Consider the following 18,869-nt stretch of genomic DNA (forward strand, 5'->3'; position numbering starts at 1 on the left):
GCGGGCCGCCAGGAGTGCGGTCAGTGCAAGATTCGACCGAGATCCCTGATCTGCTGCGAAACAGGCGACGGCATCGGTGGTCGCGCCGTGACAGGATGTCTGCCGTGACTGGACCCACATCGTCGCCGCCCGTTGAACCCGCACCTGAACCGGTCGCACCTGAACCGGCCGCGCCGGCTCAGCCGGCCGCCCCGGCGGGGGTGCCGGCGGGCGGGTACGCGGTGCCCCAGCAGGCCCACCCCGGATACCCCCATCCCGGGTACGCGCCCCCGCCCGGCTACCCGAGACCGGTTTATCTGCAGCCTCCGCCGCTGGCGCCCAACGGGCAGCCGCTGGCCGACTTCTTCAGCCGCCTGGGCGCGTACCTGATCGACGGGCTCATCATGGGCGCGATCAGCACGGCCTTCGCGATCCCGCTGCTGATCTGGTGGGTCTACGCCTTCGTCTCCGAGGTCACCACGCTCCAGACCTCCGCCGACGGCACCGTCGAAGTGGACGGCTCGGAGTTCACCAGCCTGATCTGGGGCTACCTGGCGATCTTCGGCGCCCTCCTGATCGTGAACCTGATCATCTCCTACCTCTACCTGGTGGAGTTCACCTGGCGGTCGGGGCAGACGATCGGCAAGAAGGTGGTCAAGCTTAAGATCGTTCCGGTGGACCCGGCCACCGAGCGTACGCGCGGCATGCTCGCCAAGCGCTGGTTGGTCGAACACGGTGCCGCACTCGTCCCGGGCTTCTCCTACGTCGACGGGCTGTGGCAGCTCTGGGACAAGCCGCTTCAGCAATGCCTGCACGACAAGGCCGCCCGCACCGTCGTAGTGAAGATCGGTTGATGAGATGTCCGTAGCTCCCGGGTGGTACCCCGATCCCGCCGATCCCGACACGACCCGTTACTGGGACGGCGAAGGATGGGCCGACCAGCAGACGGAAGACCCGTCGACGCCGGCGGGCACGGCGCAGCCGGTCGAGACGGCGGTCGCGCCGCCGCCCGTCACGTTCCCCGGCCAGCAGCCGCCCGGTAACCCGCCGCCCGGCCCGTACGCGCCCGTGAAGCCGCCATGGTGGCCCGAGGACATCGCGTTCCCGCCGACCGGCCCGGTGACCCCGCACGGTCTCGCGCTCGCCTCGCCTGGCCGCCGGCTCGCCGCCCGCGCCATCGACCTCGGCGCGCTGCTCGTCCTGAACCTGATCTTCAACGGTTACTTCCTCTTCCAGTGGATCATGGAGTCGGCCACGCTGGGCCAGGAGTGGCTGCGCTCGGGCGAACTGGACCCCCAGTCCTGGAGCAAGGTCGGCGAACTCGGCCTGATCATCTCCCTGATCGCGTACGCCCTCTGGTTCGCATATGAGGTGCCGGTGACCCACAGCCGCGGTCAGACGCTCGGCAAGATGGCGCTCGGCCTGCGGGTCATCCCCTGGGAGAGCACCGAGCGGCTGCCGTTCGGCCGCTCCTTCCGGCGCTGGTCGCTGTTCGGCTACCCGTTCCTGCTCTACGTCTGCTGCGGCGTCTTCGGGTTCGTCCTGCCGATCATCGACAACTTCTTCGTCGCGACCGACTCGGTCCTGCGGCTGGCCTGGCACGACCGGCTGGCCCGCACCTTCGTGGTGCGCATCCCCGATCGCAAGGCACCATTGAACTGAAGGAGGAGGCCGCGATGAATCTCACCCGTGCCGACCTGGCCGCGCTGCCGAGCTACGTCCCTGGGCGGACGGTGCCGGGCTCGATCAAGCTCGCCAGTAACGAGGTCCCCTACGGCCCGCTGCCCGGTGTCGTCGAGGCGATCGTCGAGGCCGCCCAGGGCGTACACCGCTATCCGGACCTCGGCGTCGTCGCGCTCCGCGAGAAGCTCTCGGCCCGCCTCGGCGTCGCGGTCGACCGGATCGCCGCCGGCTGCGGCTCCGTCGCCATGACGGAGCACATCATGCGGGCCACCTGTCTGCCCGGCGACGAGGTCGTCTACTCGTGGCGGTCTTTCGAGGCGTACCCGATCATCGCGGCCACGACCGGCGCCACGTCCGTCCGCGTGCCCAACACTGCGACCCACGAGCACGACCTGCCCGCCATGGCGGCCGCGGTCACGTCGCGGACCAAGCTGGTCATCGTCTGCAACCCCAACAATCCGACTGGTACGCCGATCAGGCGGGCCGAGCTCCGCGAGTTCCTGGACGCAGTGGGCCCCGAGGTCGTCGTCGTCCTGGACGAGGCGTACCGGGAGTTCGTGACCGACGCGGACGTGCCGGACGGTTTGGCGGAGTTCGGTGACCGGCCCAACGTGGTCGTGCTGCGTACGCTGTCCAAGGCGTGGGGCCTGGCCGGACTGCGGGCGGGCTACCTGGTGGCGCAGCCGGAGGTCGCCGAGGCGGTCCGCAAGGTCATCACCCCGTTCTCGACCAACATCGCCGCCCAGGCCGCCGCGCTCGCGGCGCTCGACCAGGAGGAGGAGATGGCCCGCCGGGCCGCCCTCGTCGTCGCCGAGCGCTCTCGGGTCCGGGACACGCTGCTCAAGCTGGGTCAGGACATCCCCGAGTCGCAGGCGAACTTCGTCTGGCTGCCGCTGGGCGACGGGTCGACGGCGTTCGCCGAGACGTGCGAGCAAGCCGGCGTGATCGTCCGCCCGTTCGCCGGCGACGGCGTCCGGGTGACCATCGGTACGCCCGAGGAGAACGACACCTTCCTCAACGCCGCCGAGAAGGCCTTCTAGCCGCTCGTCAGCTCGCGGCCAGCAACACCGGCCGGTTCGTGAAGTAGTACTCGTCGTCGGTTTCGGCCTGCGCGGCGGTCATGGTCAGGCGCTCGATCGCCACGTAGACCCCGCTCGCGTAGACCGGGCCGACGGCGTACTGCTGTTTCGGGTCGTGATCCATGATCACCGAGATCCGGGTCAGTTCGTTCCCCGTATTCGGGTCGACGGCGATCAACGTCCGGGCCCGGGTCAGCAACAGAATCCGCTCCGGGGTCGTCGCGATGATCTGGGCGTCGGAGGGGTCCGCCCCGACCGCGCTCCAGGTCCACCGCACCGCACCCGTGACGGGGTCCTTGCCGGTCAGCGCTCTGGTGTCCGCGGTATCGCCGAGCGGGGCGTCGACCGCGGTCGTGCCGGCCAGCCAAACGCTCTCACCCTTGAGGCCCGCGGCCGCCTTGGGCGTACCGTCTGCCCAGATCCAGGCCGCGTCCTGCGTACGCACCCCGCCGCACTCGGAGACGCCGACGCGGCAGCCGAGCGGCGACACCGGCCGCGTGGCCGTCTTCGTCACCGTGATCGGCAGGTCGGTCGGCGTACCGGTGGTGAGGTCATAGCGGCGCAGCACCGTCGGGGTGTCACACCGATCGGGGACCACCACCTCGTTGCGGACAGTGAACGCGAGCGCGGCGCAGCCGGTGTCCGGCGTACTCCACAATCGGGTGCCGGAAGCGGCGTCTGTGGCGGTGAGACCTTCCTTGGCCGTCACCACGACGCCCTTGCCTGCAGTCGTCACCCCGGTGAGCAACCCCGCAGGCGTCCAGACGACCGCGGACCCGGTACGCCGACCGGGATACTCCGTCCCGAGCACTGCGGCATCGGACTCCCAGGCGACCTGGCCGGTCCGGGCGTCGATCGCGATGAGCTTGCCGTCCGACCAGCTCCCCACGACCACCGGTACGCCCGACGTCGACTCCGTCGGCGGATGCACCAACCCGATGAGCTGCTGCGGCCACCGCCGATACGACCAGAACGGGCTCGTCTCATACCGGTACGCCGGCTGGTCGTCGGCCTGGATCTGCCGCTTGGCGGCGTACACCCGGAGCTGTTCGTCGACGATCAGCGGGCTGTTGATGAGCGCACCGAGCGCACCGGCCGACGGAGTGACCGAAGGACTCGGGTACGCCGTCCCCGCCGTCGTGACTACCTCTGCCGGCCCCAGTACGCGCCACACGACGGCACCGGAGGCGGCCAGGGTCACGACGCCCAGCGCCGCCCACAACGCGTACTTCTTCCAGCCCGTGATTCGGCGCATGATCGGCATTCTAAGCGGCGTGGGAAAACGCAAACACAATAAGGCCCTCCACCGAAGTGGAGGGCCTTATCGAAAGTTTGTCCGGCGGTGTCCTACTCTCCCACACCGTCCCCGGTGCAGTACCATCGGCGCTGGAGGGCTTAGCTTCCGGGTTCGGAATGTAACCGGGCGTTTCCCCTCCGCCATGACCGCCGTAACACTATCAACCTGTCAAACCACGAGCCCAAATCCGGCTACGAGTGGTTGCTGGTCGTGATGTGAAAAGTGAACGCGAGCAACAAGACGAATCTATCGTCGAATGTTTTAGTCAAGTCCTCGGCCTATTAGTACCAGTCCACTGAACCCGTTACCGAGCTTACATGTCTGGCCTATCAACCCAGTCGTCTACCTGGGGGCCTTACCCACTCACGTGGTGGGAGACCTCATCTTGAAGCGAGCTTCCCGCTTAGATGCTTTCAGCGGTTATCCCTTCCGAACGTAGCCAACCAGCCATGCACCTGGCGGTACAACTGGCACACCAGAGGTTCGTCCGTCCCGGTCCTCTCGTACTAGGGACAGCCCTTCTCAAGTCTCCTGCGCGCACGGCGGATAGGGACCGAACTGTCTCACGACGTTCTAAACCCAGCTCGCGTACCGCTTTAATGGGCGAACAGCCCAACCCTTGGGACCTGCTACAGCCCCAGGATGCGACGAGCCGACATCGAGGTGCCAAACCATCCCGTCGATATGGACTCTTGGGGAAGATCAGCCTGTTATCCCCGGGGTACCTTTTATCCGTTGAGCGACACCGCTTCCACAAGCCAGTGCCGGATCACTAGTCCCGACTTTCGTCCCTGCTCGACCCGTCAGTCTCACAGTCAAGCTCCCTTGTGCACTTGCACTCAACACCTGATTGCCAACCAGGCTGAGGGAACCTTTGGGCGCCTCCGTTACCCTTTAGGAGGCAACCGCCCCAGTTAAACTACCCACCAGACACTGTCCCTGAACCGGATAACGGTCCGAAGTTAGATACCCAAACACAACAGAGTGGTATTTCAACGTTGCCTCCACCCGAACTGGCGTCCGAGCTTCACAGGCTCCCACCTATCCTACACAATTGAGTCCGAATACCAATGTCAAGCTATAGTAAAGGTCCCGGGGTCTTTCCGTCCTGCCGCGCGTAACGAGCATCTTTACTCGTAGTGCAATTTCGCCGGGCCTGTGGTTGAGACAGTGGGGAAGTCGTTACGCCATTCGTGCAGGTCGGAACTTACCCGACAAGGAATTTCGCTACCTTAGGATGGTTATAGTTACCACCGCCGTTTACTGGCGCTTAAGTTCTCAGCTTCGCCGTGAGGCTAACCGGTCCCCTTAACGTTCCAGCACCGGGCAGGCGTCAGTCCATATACAGCGTCTTACGACTTCGCATGGACCTGTGTTTTTAGTAAACAGTCGCTTCCCCCTGCTCTCTGCGACCCCCACCAGCTCAGACAGCATGTGCCATCACCAGCAGAGGCCCCCCTTCTCCCTAAGTTACGGGGGCAATTTGCCGAGTTCCTTAACCACAGTTCGCCCGTCGCCTCGGTATTCTCTACCTGACCACCTGTGTCGGTTTCGGGTACGGGCCGCTCACAACTCGCTAGAGGCTTTTCTCGGCAGCATAGGATCACTGACTTCACCTGATACGGCTCGGCATCACGTCTCACCCCCATGTGCCACGGATTTACCTATGGCACGGGCTACACGCTTACCCCGGCACAACCACCGGCCGGGCTCAGCTACCTTCCTGCGTCACCCCATCGCTCACCTACTACCCACCAAGATCCCAACCACAAAAGCCTCAGCCCGAAGGCCTCCGCTCCCGCAGGAGGTTAGTACAGTGAGGTTCAGCGTTGACGCTGCTTCGCGGGTACGGGAATATCAACCCGTTGTCCATCGACTACGCCTCTCGGCCTCGCCTTAGGTCCCGACTCACCCAGAGCAGATAAGCTTGACTCTGGAACCCTTGGTCATCCGGCGGCAGGGTTTCTCACCCTGCTTTCGCTACTCATGCCTGCATTCTCACTCGCACGCGCTCCACGGCTAGGTCACCCTGCCGCTTCCCCGCACGCACGACGCTCCCCTACCCACCCACACGCCTAGACCGGAGACCCGCAGGTACATCCGGCCGAGCAAAGTGTGAGTGCCACGGCTTCGGCGGTGTGCTTGAGCCCCGCTACATTGTCGGCGCGGAACCACTTGACCAGTGAGCTATTACGCACTCTTTCAAGGGTGGCTGCTTCTAAGCCAACCTCCTGGTTGTCTGCGCGATCCCACATCCTTTCCCACTTAGCACACGCTTAGGGGCCTTAGCCGGCGATCTGGGCTGTTTCCCTCTCGACTACGAAGCTTATCCCCCGCAGTCTCACTGCCACGCTCTCACTTACCGGCATTCGGAGTTTAGCTGACTTCGGTAAGCTTGTAGGCCCCCTAGGCCATCCAGTAGCTCTACCTCCGGCAAGAAACACGTGACGCTGCACCTAAATGCATTTCGGGGAGAACCAGCTATCACGGAGTTTGATTGGCCTTTCACCCCTAACCACAGGTCATCCCCCAACTTTTCAACGTTGGTGGGTTCGGCCCTCCACGAAGTCTTACCTTCGCTTCAGCCTGCCCATGGCTAGATCACTCCGCTTCGGGTCTAGGACACGCGACTGAACCGCCCTATTCAGACTCGCTTTCGCTACGGCTACCCCACCCGGGTTAACCTCGCCACATGCCACTAACTCGCAGGCTCATTCTTCAAAAGGCACGCCGTCACCTTCAGCTTACGCTGTCAGCTCCGACGGATTGTAGGCGAACGGTTTCAGGTACTATTTCACTCCCCTCCCGGGGTACTTTTCACCATTCCCTCACGGTACTTGTCCGCTATCGGTCACCAGGTAGTATTCAGCCTTACCAGGTGGTCCTGGCAGATTCACGGCAGATTACAGGAGTCCGCCGCTACTCGGGACACGCCACAGGAGATCTGGAACTTTCACCTACCGGACTATCACCGTCTACGGTGCGCCTTCCCATGCGCTTCGACTAACCCCAGATTTTGTAACTCCTCGACCGGTTGTCAGCCCGATCCGTGGCATCCCACAACCCCCCACGTGCAACCCCTGACAGGTATCACACACGCAAAGTTTAGGCTACATCCGCTTTCGCTCGCCACTACTCACGGAATCACTATTGTTTTCTCTTCCTGCCGGTACTGAGATGTTTCACTTCCCGGCGTTCCCCCCTACACCCTATGAATTCAGGTGCAGGTAACACGACATGACTCGTGCTGGGTTCCCCCATTCGGACACCCTGGGATCACAGCTAGGTTGACAGCTCCCCCAGGCCTATCGCGGCCTCCCACGTCCTTCATCGGCTCCTGGTGCCAAGGCATCCACCGTCCGCCCTTAACAACTTGACCAAAGACAGATAGATACTTCTCGGCTTCTACAAACATGTCAAAAACATGCAGAGAAACAAGATGCTCGCGTCCACTATCCACATCTCAACAAACAACCAACCACAACCCACCCGCGAGACACACACCCGAGAAAAACCCGAGCAGTTTGACCGCAAGGAAGTGATCGGACCCAAGAAAACCGCCCCAGAGGCTTGTTCTCTCAGATACCCAACAGGGTGCTCATCATCCGATACCAGCCGCACCAACCCTGTTCCACGCAGAACTTTCGCCCCGCAGTACTAAGAGGTCGGCCGTTGCCGGCCCAGACTAACCAGTGTCTCCGCCAATTGAGCCCCCCGGACAGACATTCGCCATCCGTGAGGTCCTGCCCTGCTTTCACAGGGAGGTGCTCCTTAGAAAGGAGGTGATCCAGCCGCACCTTCCGGTACGGCTACCTTGTTACGACTTCGTCCCAATCGCCAGCCCCACCTTCGACCGCTCCCTCCACAAGGGTTAGGCCACGGGCTTCGGGTGTTGCCGACTTTCGTGACGTGACGGGCGGTGTGTACAAGGCCCGGGAACGTATTCACCGCAGCAATGCTGATCTGCGATTACTAGCGACTCCGACTTCACGGGGTCGAGTTGCAGACCCCGATCCGAACTGAGACCGGCTTTTTGGGATTCGCTCCACCTTACGGCATCGCAGCCCATTGTACCGGCCATTGTAGCATGCGTGAAGCCCTGGACATAAGGGGCATGATGACTTGACGTCATCCCCACCTTCCTCCGAGTTGACCCCGGCAGTCTCCCATGAGTCCCCGGCATAACCCGCTGGCAACATGGAACGAGGGTTGCGCTCGTTGCGGGACTTAACCCAACATCTCACGACACGAGCTGACGACAGCCATGCACCACCTGTCACCGACCCCGAAGGACCCCGCATCTCTGCGAGATTTCCGGTGATGTCAAACCCAGGTAAGGTTCTTCGCGTTGCATCGAATTAATCCGCATGCTCCGCCGCTTGTGCGGGCCCCCGTCAATTCCTTTGAGTTTTAGCCTTGCGGCCGTACTCCCCAGGCGGGGCGCTTAATGCGTTAGCTACGGCACAGGAAACCGGAGAGGCCCCCCACACCTAGCGCCCAACGTTTACAGCGTGGACTACCAGGGTATCTAATCCTGTTCGCTCCCCACGCTTTCGCTCCTCAGCGTCAGTATCGGCCCAGAGACCCGCCTTCGCCACCGGTGTTCCTCCTGATATCTGCGCATTTCACCGCTACACCAGGAATTCCAGTCTCCCCTACCGAACTCCAGCCCGCCCGTATCAACCGCAAGCCCGAAGTTAAGCCCCGGGTTTTCACGGTTGACGCAACGAGCCGCCTACGAGCTCTTTACGCCCAATAAATCCGGACAACGCTCGCGCCCTACGTCTTACCGCGGCTGCTGGCACGTAGTTGGCCGGCGCTTCTTCTGCAGGTACCGTCACTTGCGCTTCGTCCCTGCTGAAAGAGGTTTACAACCCGAAGGCCGTCATCCCTCACGCGGCGTCGCTGCATCAGGCTTTCGCCCATTGTGCAATATTCCCCACTGCTGCCTCCCGTAGGAGTCTGGGCCGTGTCTCAGTCCCAGTGTGGCCGGTCGCCCTCTCAGGCCGGCTACCCGTCAAAGCCTTGGTAGGCCATCACCCCACCAACAAGCTGATAGGCCGCGAGCCCATCCCAAGCCGAAAAACTTTCCACACCCAACCATGCGATCAAATGTGTATATCCGGTATTAGCCATCGTTTCCGACAGTTATCCCAGAGCCCGGGGCAGGTTACTCACGTGTTACTCACCCGTTCGCCGCTCGAGTACCCCGAAGGGCCTTTCCGCTCGACTTGCATGTGTTAAGCACGCCGCCAGCGTTCGTCCTGAGCCAGGATCAAACTCTCCAACAAAGAATTCAAAAATCCTGGCAACACCGCCTCAGCGGTGCAACCAAAGGAATCATCACGAGGATGATATGTGCATACTTTGGCACTGGCTTTACAAGCACCCTGTTGAGTTCTCAAAGAACAAGCACACACCGGACCGTGATCCCACATTGTGGGACCTTGCTCGGGGCAACTCATCTAACTTACTCGGTCGAGTTCGCGGTGTCAACCCGCCTCGCCCGGTTCCCATAGAGACGCACACCACGAGTAGTGATGTTGTGTTTCCAGGGGGATCCAGCAGATGTGGCTCGGAGACGTGCTCCGCCGTTCCTTGCTGGCTTGACTACTTTAGCCGGTCAATTTCGCGAAGTCAACCCCGCACCGCCCGGTTGTAGCCTGCCCCGCTCCGGCCTTCCGATCCGAGTGTTTCCGGCTCGTTTGTCCGTTCCGCGCTGGCAGAGAGAACATTACGCAGACCCCGCAGGGACCGCAAATCAATTATCTCGAATCTTTCCCGCTACCGATCCGAGATCGATCCGGGAACCGTCCGGTCCGGGGGCGTACGCGCTGATCAGGACCTCGTCGCCGGCTTCCAGGAAGGTGCGCTGCTGCCCCGAAATTTCCCTCGGTTCGGTGCCACCCAAGGTGAGTTCGAGGAAAGAACCGACCTGATTCCGTTCGGGACCGGACACCGTTCCGGAGGCGAACAAGTCCCCCGTACGCAGACTGGCCCCGTTGCTCGTGAGGTGGGCCAACTGCTGAGCCGGCGTCCAGTACATCGAGGCGAACGGCGGCCGGCTGACCTCCACCCCGTTCCAGGTGACGGTCATCCGCAAGTCGAGCCCGAGATGCGGTGAGTCCGCGAGATGGTCCGCGACCGGCGGATCCTGTGTCGGCGCGGCGACCCAGGCGTCGGCGAGCGCGGCGAGCGGGGTGATCCAAGCCGACACAGACGTCGCAAAGGATTTGCCGAGGAACGGACCCAAAGGCTGGTTCTCGAACGCCTGGATGTCGCGGGCGGACCAGTCGTTGACCAGCACCACCCCGAAGACGTGCTGGGCGAAGTCCGCCGGCGGCACCGGAGTGCCCAGCTCGGACGGCGTACCCACGACGAAGCCGACCTCGGCCTCGATGTCGAGGCGGCGGCACGGCCCGACGACGCCGGGGGAGAGCAGGCCGGACGGCCGGATGATCTCAGTACCCGACACCACTACGGTGCCGGCTCGTCCGTGGTAACCGATCGGCAGGTGACGCCAGTTCGGCAACACCGGCGGTTGGCCCGGCCGGAAGATTCGGCCGACGTTCGACGCGTGGTGTTCGGAGGAGTAGAAGTCGACGTAGTCGGCCACCTCGAACGGCAACACCAGCTCGACCTCGCTCAACGGGACCAGGAGTTCTGCGAGCGCAGGGCTGCTGACCAGATCCAGCAGCTCTCGGCGTACCCGTTGCCAGACGTCTGGGCCCGCGGCCAGGAACTTCTGGAGGGTGGGCGCGAGCAGTGCGCCGCCGGCGGAGATCGACCCGCGCGTCTCCGCCGCGTGAAGGTCGATCAGGTGATCGCCCCAGCGGGCCGCGCACCGGGTCTCCCCGATACGTCGAAAGACGCCATACGGCAGGTGATCGAGCACTGACCCTCCCGGGTTACAAGCCGAGCAGACCGAGCTGGATCAGGTCTTCCAGCGGCTCGGCGATCGAACAGGTGCCGTAGCCGACCCAGAGCGGGCGCTCGGCATGACGGCGAGTACGCGCCGCCTCCATCAAGGTCAGCGGCTGGGTCGTCCCGATCACGGCCGCGACGTCGGCGACCTCGGCGCCTTCCGCGGCGGCGCAGGCGCCCGCGAGCACGTTGAGGAAACCGTGGTGGACGAAGCCGGTCTCCGGATCGGTGTGGCGCACGGCGTGGTGCAACCCGGCGGTGAGCTTGAACGGCAGCGCGCGGTCGCGGCAGGCGCAGATCACCGCGGCGAGTTCCATCGGAGTGGGGAACAGCTCTGCGGCCAGGCCCCCGGTGCGGAACTTCGCCGCGACCGGCTGGCCGGCGGCGCGTGCTTCGGCGACGGTGTCCAGAGCGCCCAGCAATCCCCAGGTCAGCGGAATCTCGGCGTATCCCATGAGGTCGTGCTCGGCGAGCATCGAGAGCAGCGCTCGCAAGCCCGGCTGGGGATCCTCGCCGCGTTTGGCGACGGCCGTCTCCACCTGTTGCACCGATATCCGGGGATCGCCCCCCGAGAGCGCGGTGGACAACTGGGATAAGGGGAGGTCGCCGATGACGCCGACCTCGATCCGCTCGTCCGCGCGTACCTGCGCGGCGGCTTCCTTCAAACCGGACGCCGGCAGCAGGAGCACTCCGACGAGAGCGGCGTACCAGGCGGAGCGGTGCTCTCTATGCCCGGTGACGGCCTGCGGCAGCGTCGCGTTGCCCGGCGGGAACACGGCGGCATCGTCGAGCAACCGCTTCAGGAGCGGTGGGACTGATGCGCTCGCCGCCGTTGACATGATCAGGCAATCTAGCGGATGCATTGCGGAGCGGACAAGTCTGTCCGATAATCGGACGATCGAGTATGCACAGCGGGCAATCTTGGGAGGTCACGATGCCGTACTACCGGAGCGTCGGGGAGATCCCGCGGAAGCGACATACCCAGTTCCGCCAGCCGGACGGCACGCTGTACGCCGAGGAGCTGATGGGCCAGGAGGGGTTCTCCTCCGACTCCTCGCTGCTCTACCACCGGTACCTCCCGACGGCGATCGTGGCGGCCGAGGCGTACGACCCGCCGGCCTGGAGCCGCGTGCCCAACCGCCCGCTGAAGCCCCGCCACCTGCAGACGCACAAGCTGGAAGTCGGCGGCGCCGACGCGGTCACCGGCCGGCAGCACCTGCTCGCCAACGACGACGTACGCATCTCCTACGTGGTCGCCGATACCCCGTCTCCGCTCTACCGGAACGCCGTCGGCGACGAGTGCCTCTACCTGGAATCCGGCCGAGCCGTCTTCGAGACCTCGTTCGGGCTGCTCGAAGCGGGCGAAGGCGACTACGTGATCATCCCGACTTCGGTGATCTACCGCGTGGTGCCGATCGGCGCGCCGGTCCGGATCCTGGCGATCGAAGCGACCGGGCACATCGGCCCGCCCAAGCGCTACCTCTCCGTCCGCGGCCAGTTCCTGGAGCACTCGCCGTACTGCGAACGAGATGTCCGAGGCCCGTCCGCGCCGCTGCTCGTCGACGAGACCGAGGTCGACGTCCTGGTCCAGCATCGGCGCGGATGGACGAAGTTCACCTACGCGCACCATCCGTTCGACGTGGTGGGCTGGGACGGGCACCTCTACCCGTGGGCGTTCTCCATCCACGACTTCGAGCCCATCACCGGCCGGATCCACCAGCCGCCGCCCGTACACCAGACCTTCCAAGGCCCGAACTTCGTGATCTGCTCGTTCGTCCCGCGCAAGGTCGACTACCACCCGCTGGCGATCCCGGTGCCGTACAACCACCACAACGTCGACTCCGACGAGATGCTCTTCTACACCGGCGGGAACTACGAGGCTCGGCGCGGCTCCGGCATCGAACAGGGTTCCATCTCGCTGCACCCGTCCGGCTTCACCCACGGGCCCCAGCCCGGTGCGGCCGAACGCGCGATCGGCGCGGACTACTTCGACGAACTGGCCGTCATGGTCGACACGTTCCGGCCCCTCGACCTGTGCGACGCCGGACTCGCTTGCGAAGACGACGCGTACGCGTGGACGTGGGCTCGGCCGGGGGCTGCTCGGCCGGACGGCGCCGGCTGACGCTCGTCGCTCTTGCCGGATCGCTGTGCCCGCTGCGGATCGCTGTGCCCGCTGCGGATCACAGTTATGCATGCTTCCCGAGCGGTTCTTAGCCTGCGTAACCGTGATCCGCAGGTAACTCCGCGCGGCTCGCGGGAGCGGGAGTCAGGAGGGCGACCGCAACCGCCGCCAGCCCTTCGGCCCGGCCGGTGAAACCGAGCCCGTCCGTGGTCGCGCCGGACAGGGTGATCGGTGCGCCCGCCGCTTCGGAGAGCACTTTCTCCGCTTCCGCCCGGCGCTTGCCGATCCGCGGGGCCACTCCGATGACCTGCACGGAGACGTTGCCGATCTCGAATCCGGCGGCTCGGACCAGCCGGGCTGCCTCGGCCAGGAGTGTCACGCCGGCCGCGCCCCGGAACTCGGGCCGGTCGACGCCGAAGTTCGCGCCGAGATCGCCCAGCCCGGCCGCGGTGAACAGCGCGTTGCAGGCCGCGTGGGCGGCGACGTCGCCGTCGGAGTGCCCGTCGAGGCCACGCTCGCCGGGCCAGTGCAACCCGGCGACCCAGCACTCGCGGTCTTCGCCGAACGCGTGGATGTCAGTGCCGATGCCGACCCTCACGGGGCCACCTCCGCCGTCAGTAGTGCTTCGGCGATGATCAGATCGACCGGCCGGGTGATCTTGAGGGCCAGCTCCGACCCCGGTACGCAGTGCACCGGCAGGCCGAGCCGCTCCACCATCCCGGCGTCGTCGGTATGCTCACCGCCCGCTTCCGCGTGTGCCTTGACCAGCACCTCACGCCGGAAGCCCTGCGGAGTCTGCACGGCTCGCAGCTCGCTGCGGTCGACGGTCGCGGCGACGTCTCCGTTCGAGTCGACGCGCTTGATCGTGTCGACCACCGGAAGCACCGGGATGACAGCGCCGTGCCCTGCGCGTACCGCTGAGGCGACGGCGTCGACCAGCTCCGGCGGGGTGAGCGCCCGAGCGGCGTCGTGGACGAGCACGATGTCGATCCCCTCAGGGACCACGGCCAGGGCCCGGGCGACGGAGTCCTGACGGCTGGCTCCCCCGGCCACCACGACCAGGTCCGCGTCGACCCCCGTCAGCAGTTCTCGGACCTCGCTGACGAGGTGCGGGGGAGCGGCGACGACGATCAACCGAACCGACGCCGCGGCGGCCGCCCGCTTGACCGCGTGTACGAGCAATGATTCGCCGCGCAGTTCACGTAGCGCCTTGGGAACGTCGCCACCGAGCCGTACACCGGCCCCCGCGGCGGGAACGAGAACCGCGGCATCACCACTTGATGTGGTGATGCCGCGGTCTGCGAGTTTTTCGATCACGGGGGTGTTATGCCTCGTGCAGCACCTTGTCGAGCAGAACCTCAGCCTCGTCCTTGGTGCTCCGCTCGGCGAGAGCCACCTCGCCGACGAGGATGTCGCGAGCCTTCGCGAGCATGCGCTTCTCTCCGGCCGAGAGGCCACGCTCGCGCTCGCGCCGCCAGAGGTCTCGCACGACCTCGGCGACCTTGAGCGGATTGCCGGAGGCCAGCTTCTCCAGGTTCGCCTTGTAACGCCGCGACCAGTTGGTCGGCTCCTCGGTGTGCGGAGCTCGCAGGACATCGAAGACCTTGGTCAGGCCCTCTTCTCCAACGACCTCGCGCACGCCGACGATCTCGGCGTTCTCAGCGGGGACGCGCACCGTCAGATCGCCTTGAGCGACACGAAGGACGAGGTACTGCTTTTCCTCACCCTTGATGATGCGAGTCTCGATAGCCTCGATGAGTGCGGCCCCGTGGTGGGGGTAGACAACGGTCTCGCCGACACTGAAAACCATAGGTACGAAACCCCTTTCGCTGTGTCTAGGGTAACACGGCTCCGCACTGATGTCCCACCCTGCGTCTCACCGTTAGCGCAGCTCACAGTGCCTGTAATAGTGAGCACTCCGGCTTGCGGGATCCGCGAAGAAGAGGCATGACGACCGGTTTAGGTGGGTATCCCAAGGATGCCAGAGGAGCCGTTGGTGACGGAGAGTGCCCGGTAGTTGACTGAAAGTCCCGAACGTCGAGGCGAAGAACGTCTGGCGCTCGGCCGCCCGCAGCGGCACACTGAAAGCCACCATGCAGGAGGAGTCCGGGGCGATGGGCACGCTGGGGAACGGGCTTCCCGACCTTCCACCCGAATGGGGCGAGGTCGTGATCCCGGACGATCCGGCAGAGCTCGATGAAGAGGCCGAGATCGTCCGTCGCGAACTGCGCCGGGCCGCCCGCCGGGCCCGCCGGGCCGAGCGGATGCGAGTCTGGCGCCGCCGCCTGCACCTGCCTGAGCAGATCGACGATCCGGACGAGCCGTCCGCGCTTCTCCCGCTGCTGATCCTGGCCATCGCCGTGCTGATCACCCTGGTCGGTCTCATCGCGGTCACCTGGAGCGGGGTGATGTCGCCCCGGGACAACCCGACCCCGATGCCGGCCAAGAGCGTGCCGCCGACCGGTAACACCGTCGTCACAGCCTCCGCCACGGCCTCGACGTCCACGGGCGCCAGTCCGTCGGTCGCCGACGTTTCGGCCACGGCGAGCGCCTCGGTGATCGCCACCTCGGCGAGCGCCGCCTCGGTCAGCCCCCCACCGAGCACTTCATGAGCGCGGGGAGCACCGGGAGCGCGCTATGGCCCGTCTCGGCGTTGCTGCGCTGCTGCCATCCCGCTCCCGTCGCTGCCGTCACCATCCTGAGCGGCCTCATCGCGTACGCGGTGGGGCACCGCACGGCCGGGGTGCTTCTCGTCGCCGGGGTGGTCGGGACGAGTCAACTGGCCGTGGGCTGGGCCAACGACGCGATCGACGCCGACCGGGACCGGGCCGTACGCCGTGCCGACAAGCCGCTGGCCCTCGAATGGCCCCAGGGCCGGCCGTGGGTCGCCACCGCCGCCCTGATCGCCTCACTCGCCATGATCGCCTTGGCCGTCTCGTCCACACGTCCCCTGGCGGCCGGCGCGGCCGTCGTCGGGCTGGTCAGCGCCCAGCTCTACAACTGGCCGCTCAAGGGCACCGTCTTCTCGATCGTCCCGTACCTGGTGTCGTTCGCCGCGATCCCGATGTTCATCATCGCCGCCGTCCCAGCCACCCCGCCGGGACAGCTGGTGGTAGCCGCGGCCTGCTTCGGCGGGGCGGCTCATCTGCTCAACGCCGTCCCCGATCTGGAGATGGATGACGCGACCGGCGTACGCGGGCTGCCGCAGCGCCTCGGCGAGTCCCGCTCCCGTGCCGTCGGCGCCATCCTTACTGGCCTGGCCGTATTTGCACTCCTCTAACTCCGCCTGAGCGGATGGGCGGGTCGGCGAAGGCAGCGGATCTCCGCCAACTAGTCTGTCGAAGGAATTGCGCCCGTAGACCGGCCGTCGCCGGCCCCCCTGAGCGCACAGCCTTCATGGGTCTGAGGAGGACCGACGTGACGCGCGTGACTGAGCTCCCCGCCCGGTTCGCCCGGAAGAGCACGGGCCGGGCCATCGCGCTCGCCGCCCTGGCCGCGGCGACCACCGCCCTGGGCGCGTGCAGCGCCGGACAGGTCACGCAGACGGCGTACATGGCGCCCGCGGTGCCTGGCGTGAACCAGACGTTCTACGTGAACAGCAGCAACCCCGCGACGCAGGGCGGCAGCATCGCGCTCCGCGATCTCGCGGTCGTCTACGACACCAACAAGGGGTACGCCAAGGGCGGCTCGGCCCAGCTGCAGGTCGGCATCTTCAACGACACCCCGCAGCCGCTGAAGGTCGCCGTCACCGCGCCCGGTGCAGCCGCCTCGGTGACCGTGGGCAAGGGCGGCGCGTCCGCTCAGCCCACCGAGTCCCCGTCCCCCACGGCCACCGCAAGCCCGACGGCCACCGGCACGGCCAGCCCGACCGCGACCGGGTCGGCCAGCCCGAAGGCGAGCCCGTCGGCGACCAGTGCCGCACCCAGCGGCCCGGCCACCTTCACGATCCCGTCGGGCGGCTTCGTCTCCTTCGGCCAGGGCGAGGGCCAGTCGCTCGTCCTGCAGGGCCTGACCGAGGCACTCAAGCCCGGCGACCTGGTCCGCAGCGTCGCCTTCCAGTTCACGGTGGGCACCGACCTGCAGCTCAACCAGACGCCCGCCTCGCCGGCGGCCGACGCGGCCCCGACGGCGCGCCCGAACGACTCCTGCGTCTTCGCCAATGGCCAGGCCATCTGCCGGGTGCCGCTGTCGAACCCGCTCTCGCCGCAGCCCCGCGGGTCGATCGAGGTCAAGCACGAGTAGCACCTTTCGCTGAAACGAGGGCGGGCCCGGTCGGGTCCGCCCTCGTTTGTCGTAAGGGGACGCTACGGTTCTCGACGTGACCCGACCGACCAAGGCGCCGGCGAAGGCTCCCCGGCCCGCGTTCCTCTGCGACGCCTGCGGCTACCAGCCGCCGAAATGGGTGGGCCGCTGCCCGGAGTGCGGCGAGTGGGGCTCGGTCGTGGAGTCGGCCCCGGCCGCGGCCGCCCCGATGGCGTTGCGCCAGATCTCGCCGCGCATGCCCGGCGAGCCCGCCCGGCCGATCGCTGAGATCAGCCCTGTTCCGGCCCGAGCCGTCCCGACCCATGTCAGCGAGCTGGATCGCGTACTGGGTGGAGGTCTGGTGCCGGGCGGCGTCGTGCTGCTCGCCGGCGAGCCTGGGGTCGGCAAGTCCACGCTGCTCCTCGACGTGGCCCAGCAATGGGCCGTCCACTCCGGGAGCAATTCGCTGGTCGTCAGCGGCGAAGAGTCGGTCAGCCAGGTCCGGCTGCGGGCCGAACGGATGCAGACCCTCCACGAGCGCCTCTACCTGGCGGCCGAGACCGATCTCGCGGCGCTGCTCGGCCACGTCGACGCGGTCCGGCCCGGCCTGCTCATCGTCGACAGTGTCCAGACCTTCTCCTCGCCCACCTCCGACGGCGTACCGGGCGGCGTCACCCAGGTCCGGGCGGTGACCGCAGCGCTGATCGCGACGGCGAAGGAGCGCGGCATCGCGACGATCCTCGTGGGCCACGTCACCAAGGACGGCAACGTCGCCGGACCGCGCGTCCTGGAGCACCTGGTCGACGTCGTGCTGCAGTTCGAGGGGGACAAGCACTCCTCGCTCCGGCTCATCCGGGGGCTCAAGAACCGGTTCGGCAGCGTGGACGAGGTCGGCTGCTTCGAGATGCACGAGACCGGCATCGCCTCGCTGCCCGATCCCTCAGGGCTGTTCATGACCAGGCATGCCGAGCCCGTGCCCGGCACTTGCTGCACCGTGGTGATGGAGGGCCGCCGCGCGCTGGTCACCGAGGTCCAGGCGCTGATCGGCGCGAGCCCGGCCAACGGCTCACCCCGGCGGACCGTCTCCGGCCTCGACTCGGCCCGGCTGGCCATGCTGCTTGCCGTGCTGGAACGCCGAGGCCCGGGCAAGGGTCTGCACGAACGCGAGGTGTTCGCCTCGACCGTGGGCGGCATCAAAGTCACCGAGCCTTCGGTCGACCTCGCCATGGCGCTGGCCATCGCGTCGGCCAAGGTGAACCTCGCCACCGTCCCCAACCTCGTGGCCGTCGGCGAGGTCGGCCTGACCGGGGAGATCCGGCGGATCGGCAACGTCTCGCAGCGCCTCGCCGAGGCCGCCCGCCTGGGTTTCACCGTGGCTTTGGTGCCGGCCGGCTGCGCGCCCGCCAAGGGAACGGGCCCGGCCGGTCTGAAGGTGCACGAGGTCGCGGATCTACCGGAAGCCCTCAAGATGTCGGCGCTGCTCGCCGCCGAGCGAACCCCGTAGACTGTGGCCGTGCCGAGCGAACGCGAACCGAGCTGGAAC

Annotated in this window: 14 protein-coding genes and 3 rRNA genes; 8 read left to right on the forward strand and 9 right to left on the reverse strand. The window is 66.1% G+C overall.

Annotated elements, in window-relative coordinates; genetic code table 11:
* The first annotated feature begins 104 nt into the window (after positions 1-104).
* Genes HDA40_RS21505 through hisC form a run of 3 tightly spaced genes read left to right on the forward strand, consistent with a single transcriptional unit; the run spans position 105 to position 2,702 of the window.
* Positions 105-833, forward strand: a complete 729-nt coding sequence (locus HDA40_RS21505) for an RDD family protein (RefSeq protein WP_253758672.1) — start codon at positions 105-107, stop codon at positions 831-833.
* 4 nt (positions 834-837) lie between these two features.
* Positions 838-1,641 (forward strand): RDD family protein, encoded by an 804-nt coding sequence (locus HDA40_RS21515; RefSeq protein ID WP_275978280.1) that lies wholly within the window; start codon positions 838-840, stop codon positions 1,639-1,641.
* A 14-nt stretch (positions 1,642-1,655) separates the two neighbouring features.
* Positions 1,656-2,702, forward strand: a complete 1,047-nt coding sequence (gene hisC, locus HDA40_RS21520) for a histidinol-phosphate transaminase (RefSeq protein WP_253758674.1) — start codon at positions 1,656-1,658, stop codon at positions 2,700-2,702.
* A 7-nt stretch (positions 2,703-2,709) separates the two neighbouring features.
* Here the strand turns inward: hisC and HDA40_RS21525 are convergent, their stop codons facing one another.
* The 6 genes from HDA40_RS21525 to HDA40_RS21550 all read right to left on the reverse strand — a co-directional run bounded on the left by HDA40_RS21525 (position 2,710) and on the right by HDA40_RS21550 (position 11,801).
* Positions 2,710-3,996 (reverse strand): outer membrane protein assembly factor BamB family protein, encoded by a 1,287-nt coding sequence (locus HDA40_RS21525; RefSeq protein ID WP_253758677.1) that lies wholly within the window; start codon positions 3,994-3,996, stop codon positions 2,710-2,712.
* A 79-nt stretch (positions 3,997-4,075) separates the two neighbouring features.
* Positions 4,076-4,192 (reverse strand): 5S ribosomal RNA (gene rrf, locus HDA40_RS21530).
* A gap of 107 nt (positions 4,193-4,299) precedes the next feature.
* Positions 4,300-7,417, reverse strand: a 23S ribosomal RNA gene (locus HDA40_RS21535).
* A gap of 396 nt (positions 7,418-7,813) precedes the next feature.
* Positions 7,814-9,329, reverse strand: a 16S ribosomal RNA gene (locus HDA40_RS21540).
* Together the 16S, 23S and 5S rRNA genes form the textbook arrangement of a ribosomal RNA operon.
* A gap of 470 nt (positions 9,330-9,799) precedes the next feature.
* The gene (locus tag HDA40_RS21545) at positions 9,800-10,933 is read right to left on the reverse strand and encodes a fumarylacetoacetate hydrolase family protein (protein WP_253758691.1); all 1,134 of its coding nucleotides are present in this window, start codon (positions 10,931-10,933) and stop codon (positions 9,800-9,802) included.
* A gap of 13 nt (positions 10,934-10,946) precedes the next feature.
* Positions 10,947-11,801 carry a hypothetical protein gene (locus HDA40_RS21550; protein ID WP_253758693.1) on the reverse strand — a complete coding sequence of 285 codons (855 nt, stop codon included), beginning with the start codon at positions 11,799-11,801 and terminating at the stop codon, positions 10,947-10,949.
* 95 nt (positions 11,802-11,896) lie between these two features.
* Between HDA40_RS21550 and HDA40_RS21555 the strand changes: the two genes are divergently transcribed.
* Positions 11,897-13,084: a homogentisate 1,2-dioxygenase gene (locus tag HDA40_RS21555; RefSeq protein WP_253758695.1), complete on the forward strand. Its 1,188-nt coding sequence runs from the start codon at positions 11,897-11,899 to the stop codon at positions 13,082-13,084.
* 88 nt (positions 13,085-13,172) lie between these two features.
* Here HDA40_RS21555 and ispF read toward each other — a convergent pair whose 3' ends face one another.
* From ispF to HDA40_RS21570, 3 genes are read right to left on the reverse strand one after another with little or no spacing between them, the layout of a single operon-like run.
* Entirely contained in the window at positions 13,173-13,682 is a 510-nt protein-coding gene (ispF, locus tag HDA40_RS21560; RefSeq protein WP_253758698.1) for a 2-C-methyl-D-erythritol 2,4-cyclodiphosphate synthase, read from the reverse strand.
* Positions 13,679-14,401 (reverse strand): 2-C-methyl-D-erythritol 4-phosphate cytidylyltransferase, encoded by a 723-nt coding sequence (gene ispD / locus HDA40_RS21565; RefSeq protein ID WP_253758701.1) that lies wholly within the window; start codon positions 14,399-14,401, stop codon positions 13,679-13,681. Before ispD ends, ispF begins: the two co-directional genes overlap by 4 nt.
* Positions 14,402-14,408: 7 nt before the next feature.
* Entirely contained in the window at positions 14,409-14,894 is a 486-nt protein-coding gene (locus HDA40_RS21570) for a CarD family transcriptional regulator (RefSeq protein ID WP_027346704.1), read from the reverse strand.
* A 283-nt stretch (positions 14,895-15,177) separates the two neighbouring features.
* Between HDA40_RS21570 and HDA40_RS21575 the strand changes: the two genes are divergently transcribed.
* From HDA40_RS21575 to radA, 4 genes are all read left to right on the forward strand, one after another.
* Complete coding sequence (locus HDA40_RS21575) at positions 15,178-15,696, forward strand: hypothetical protein (protein WP_253763968.1); 519 nt, start codon at positions 15,178-15,180, stop codon at positions 15,694-15,696.
* Positions 15,693-16,364 (forward strand): UbiA family prenyltransferase, encoded by a 672-nt coding sequence (locus HDA40_RS21580; protein ID WP_253758704.1) that lies wholly within the window; start codon positions 15,693-15,695, stop codon positions 16,362-16,364. The genes HDA40_RS21575 and HDA40_RS21580 overlap by 4 nt, the downstream gene beginning before the upstream one ends.
* A gap of 137 nt (positions 16,365-16,501) precedes the next feature.
* Positions 16,502-17,326: a hypothetical protein gene (locus tag HDA40_RS21585; RefSeq protein ID WP_253758706.1), complete on the forward strand. Its 825-nt coding sequence runs from the start codon at positions 16,502-16,504 to the stop codon at positions 17,324-17,326.
* 76 nt (positions 17,327-17,402) lie between these two features.
* The gene (gene radA / locus HDA40_RS21590; protein ID WP_253758708.1) at positions 17,403-18,830 is read left to right on the forward strand and encodes a DNA repair protein RadA; all 1,428 of its coding nucleotides are present in this window, start codon (positions 17,403-17,405) and stop codon (positions 18,828-18,830) included.
* The last annotated feature ends 39 nt before the right edge of the window (positions 18,831-18,869 follow it).

The organism is Hamadaea flava (assembly GCF_024172085.1).
Taxonomy (GTDB): Bacteria; Actinomycetota; Actinomycetes; order Mycobacteriales; family Micromonosporaceae; genus Hamadaea; species Hamadaea flava.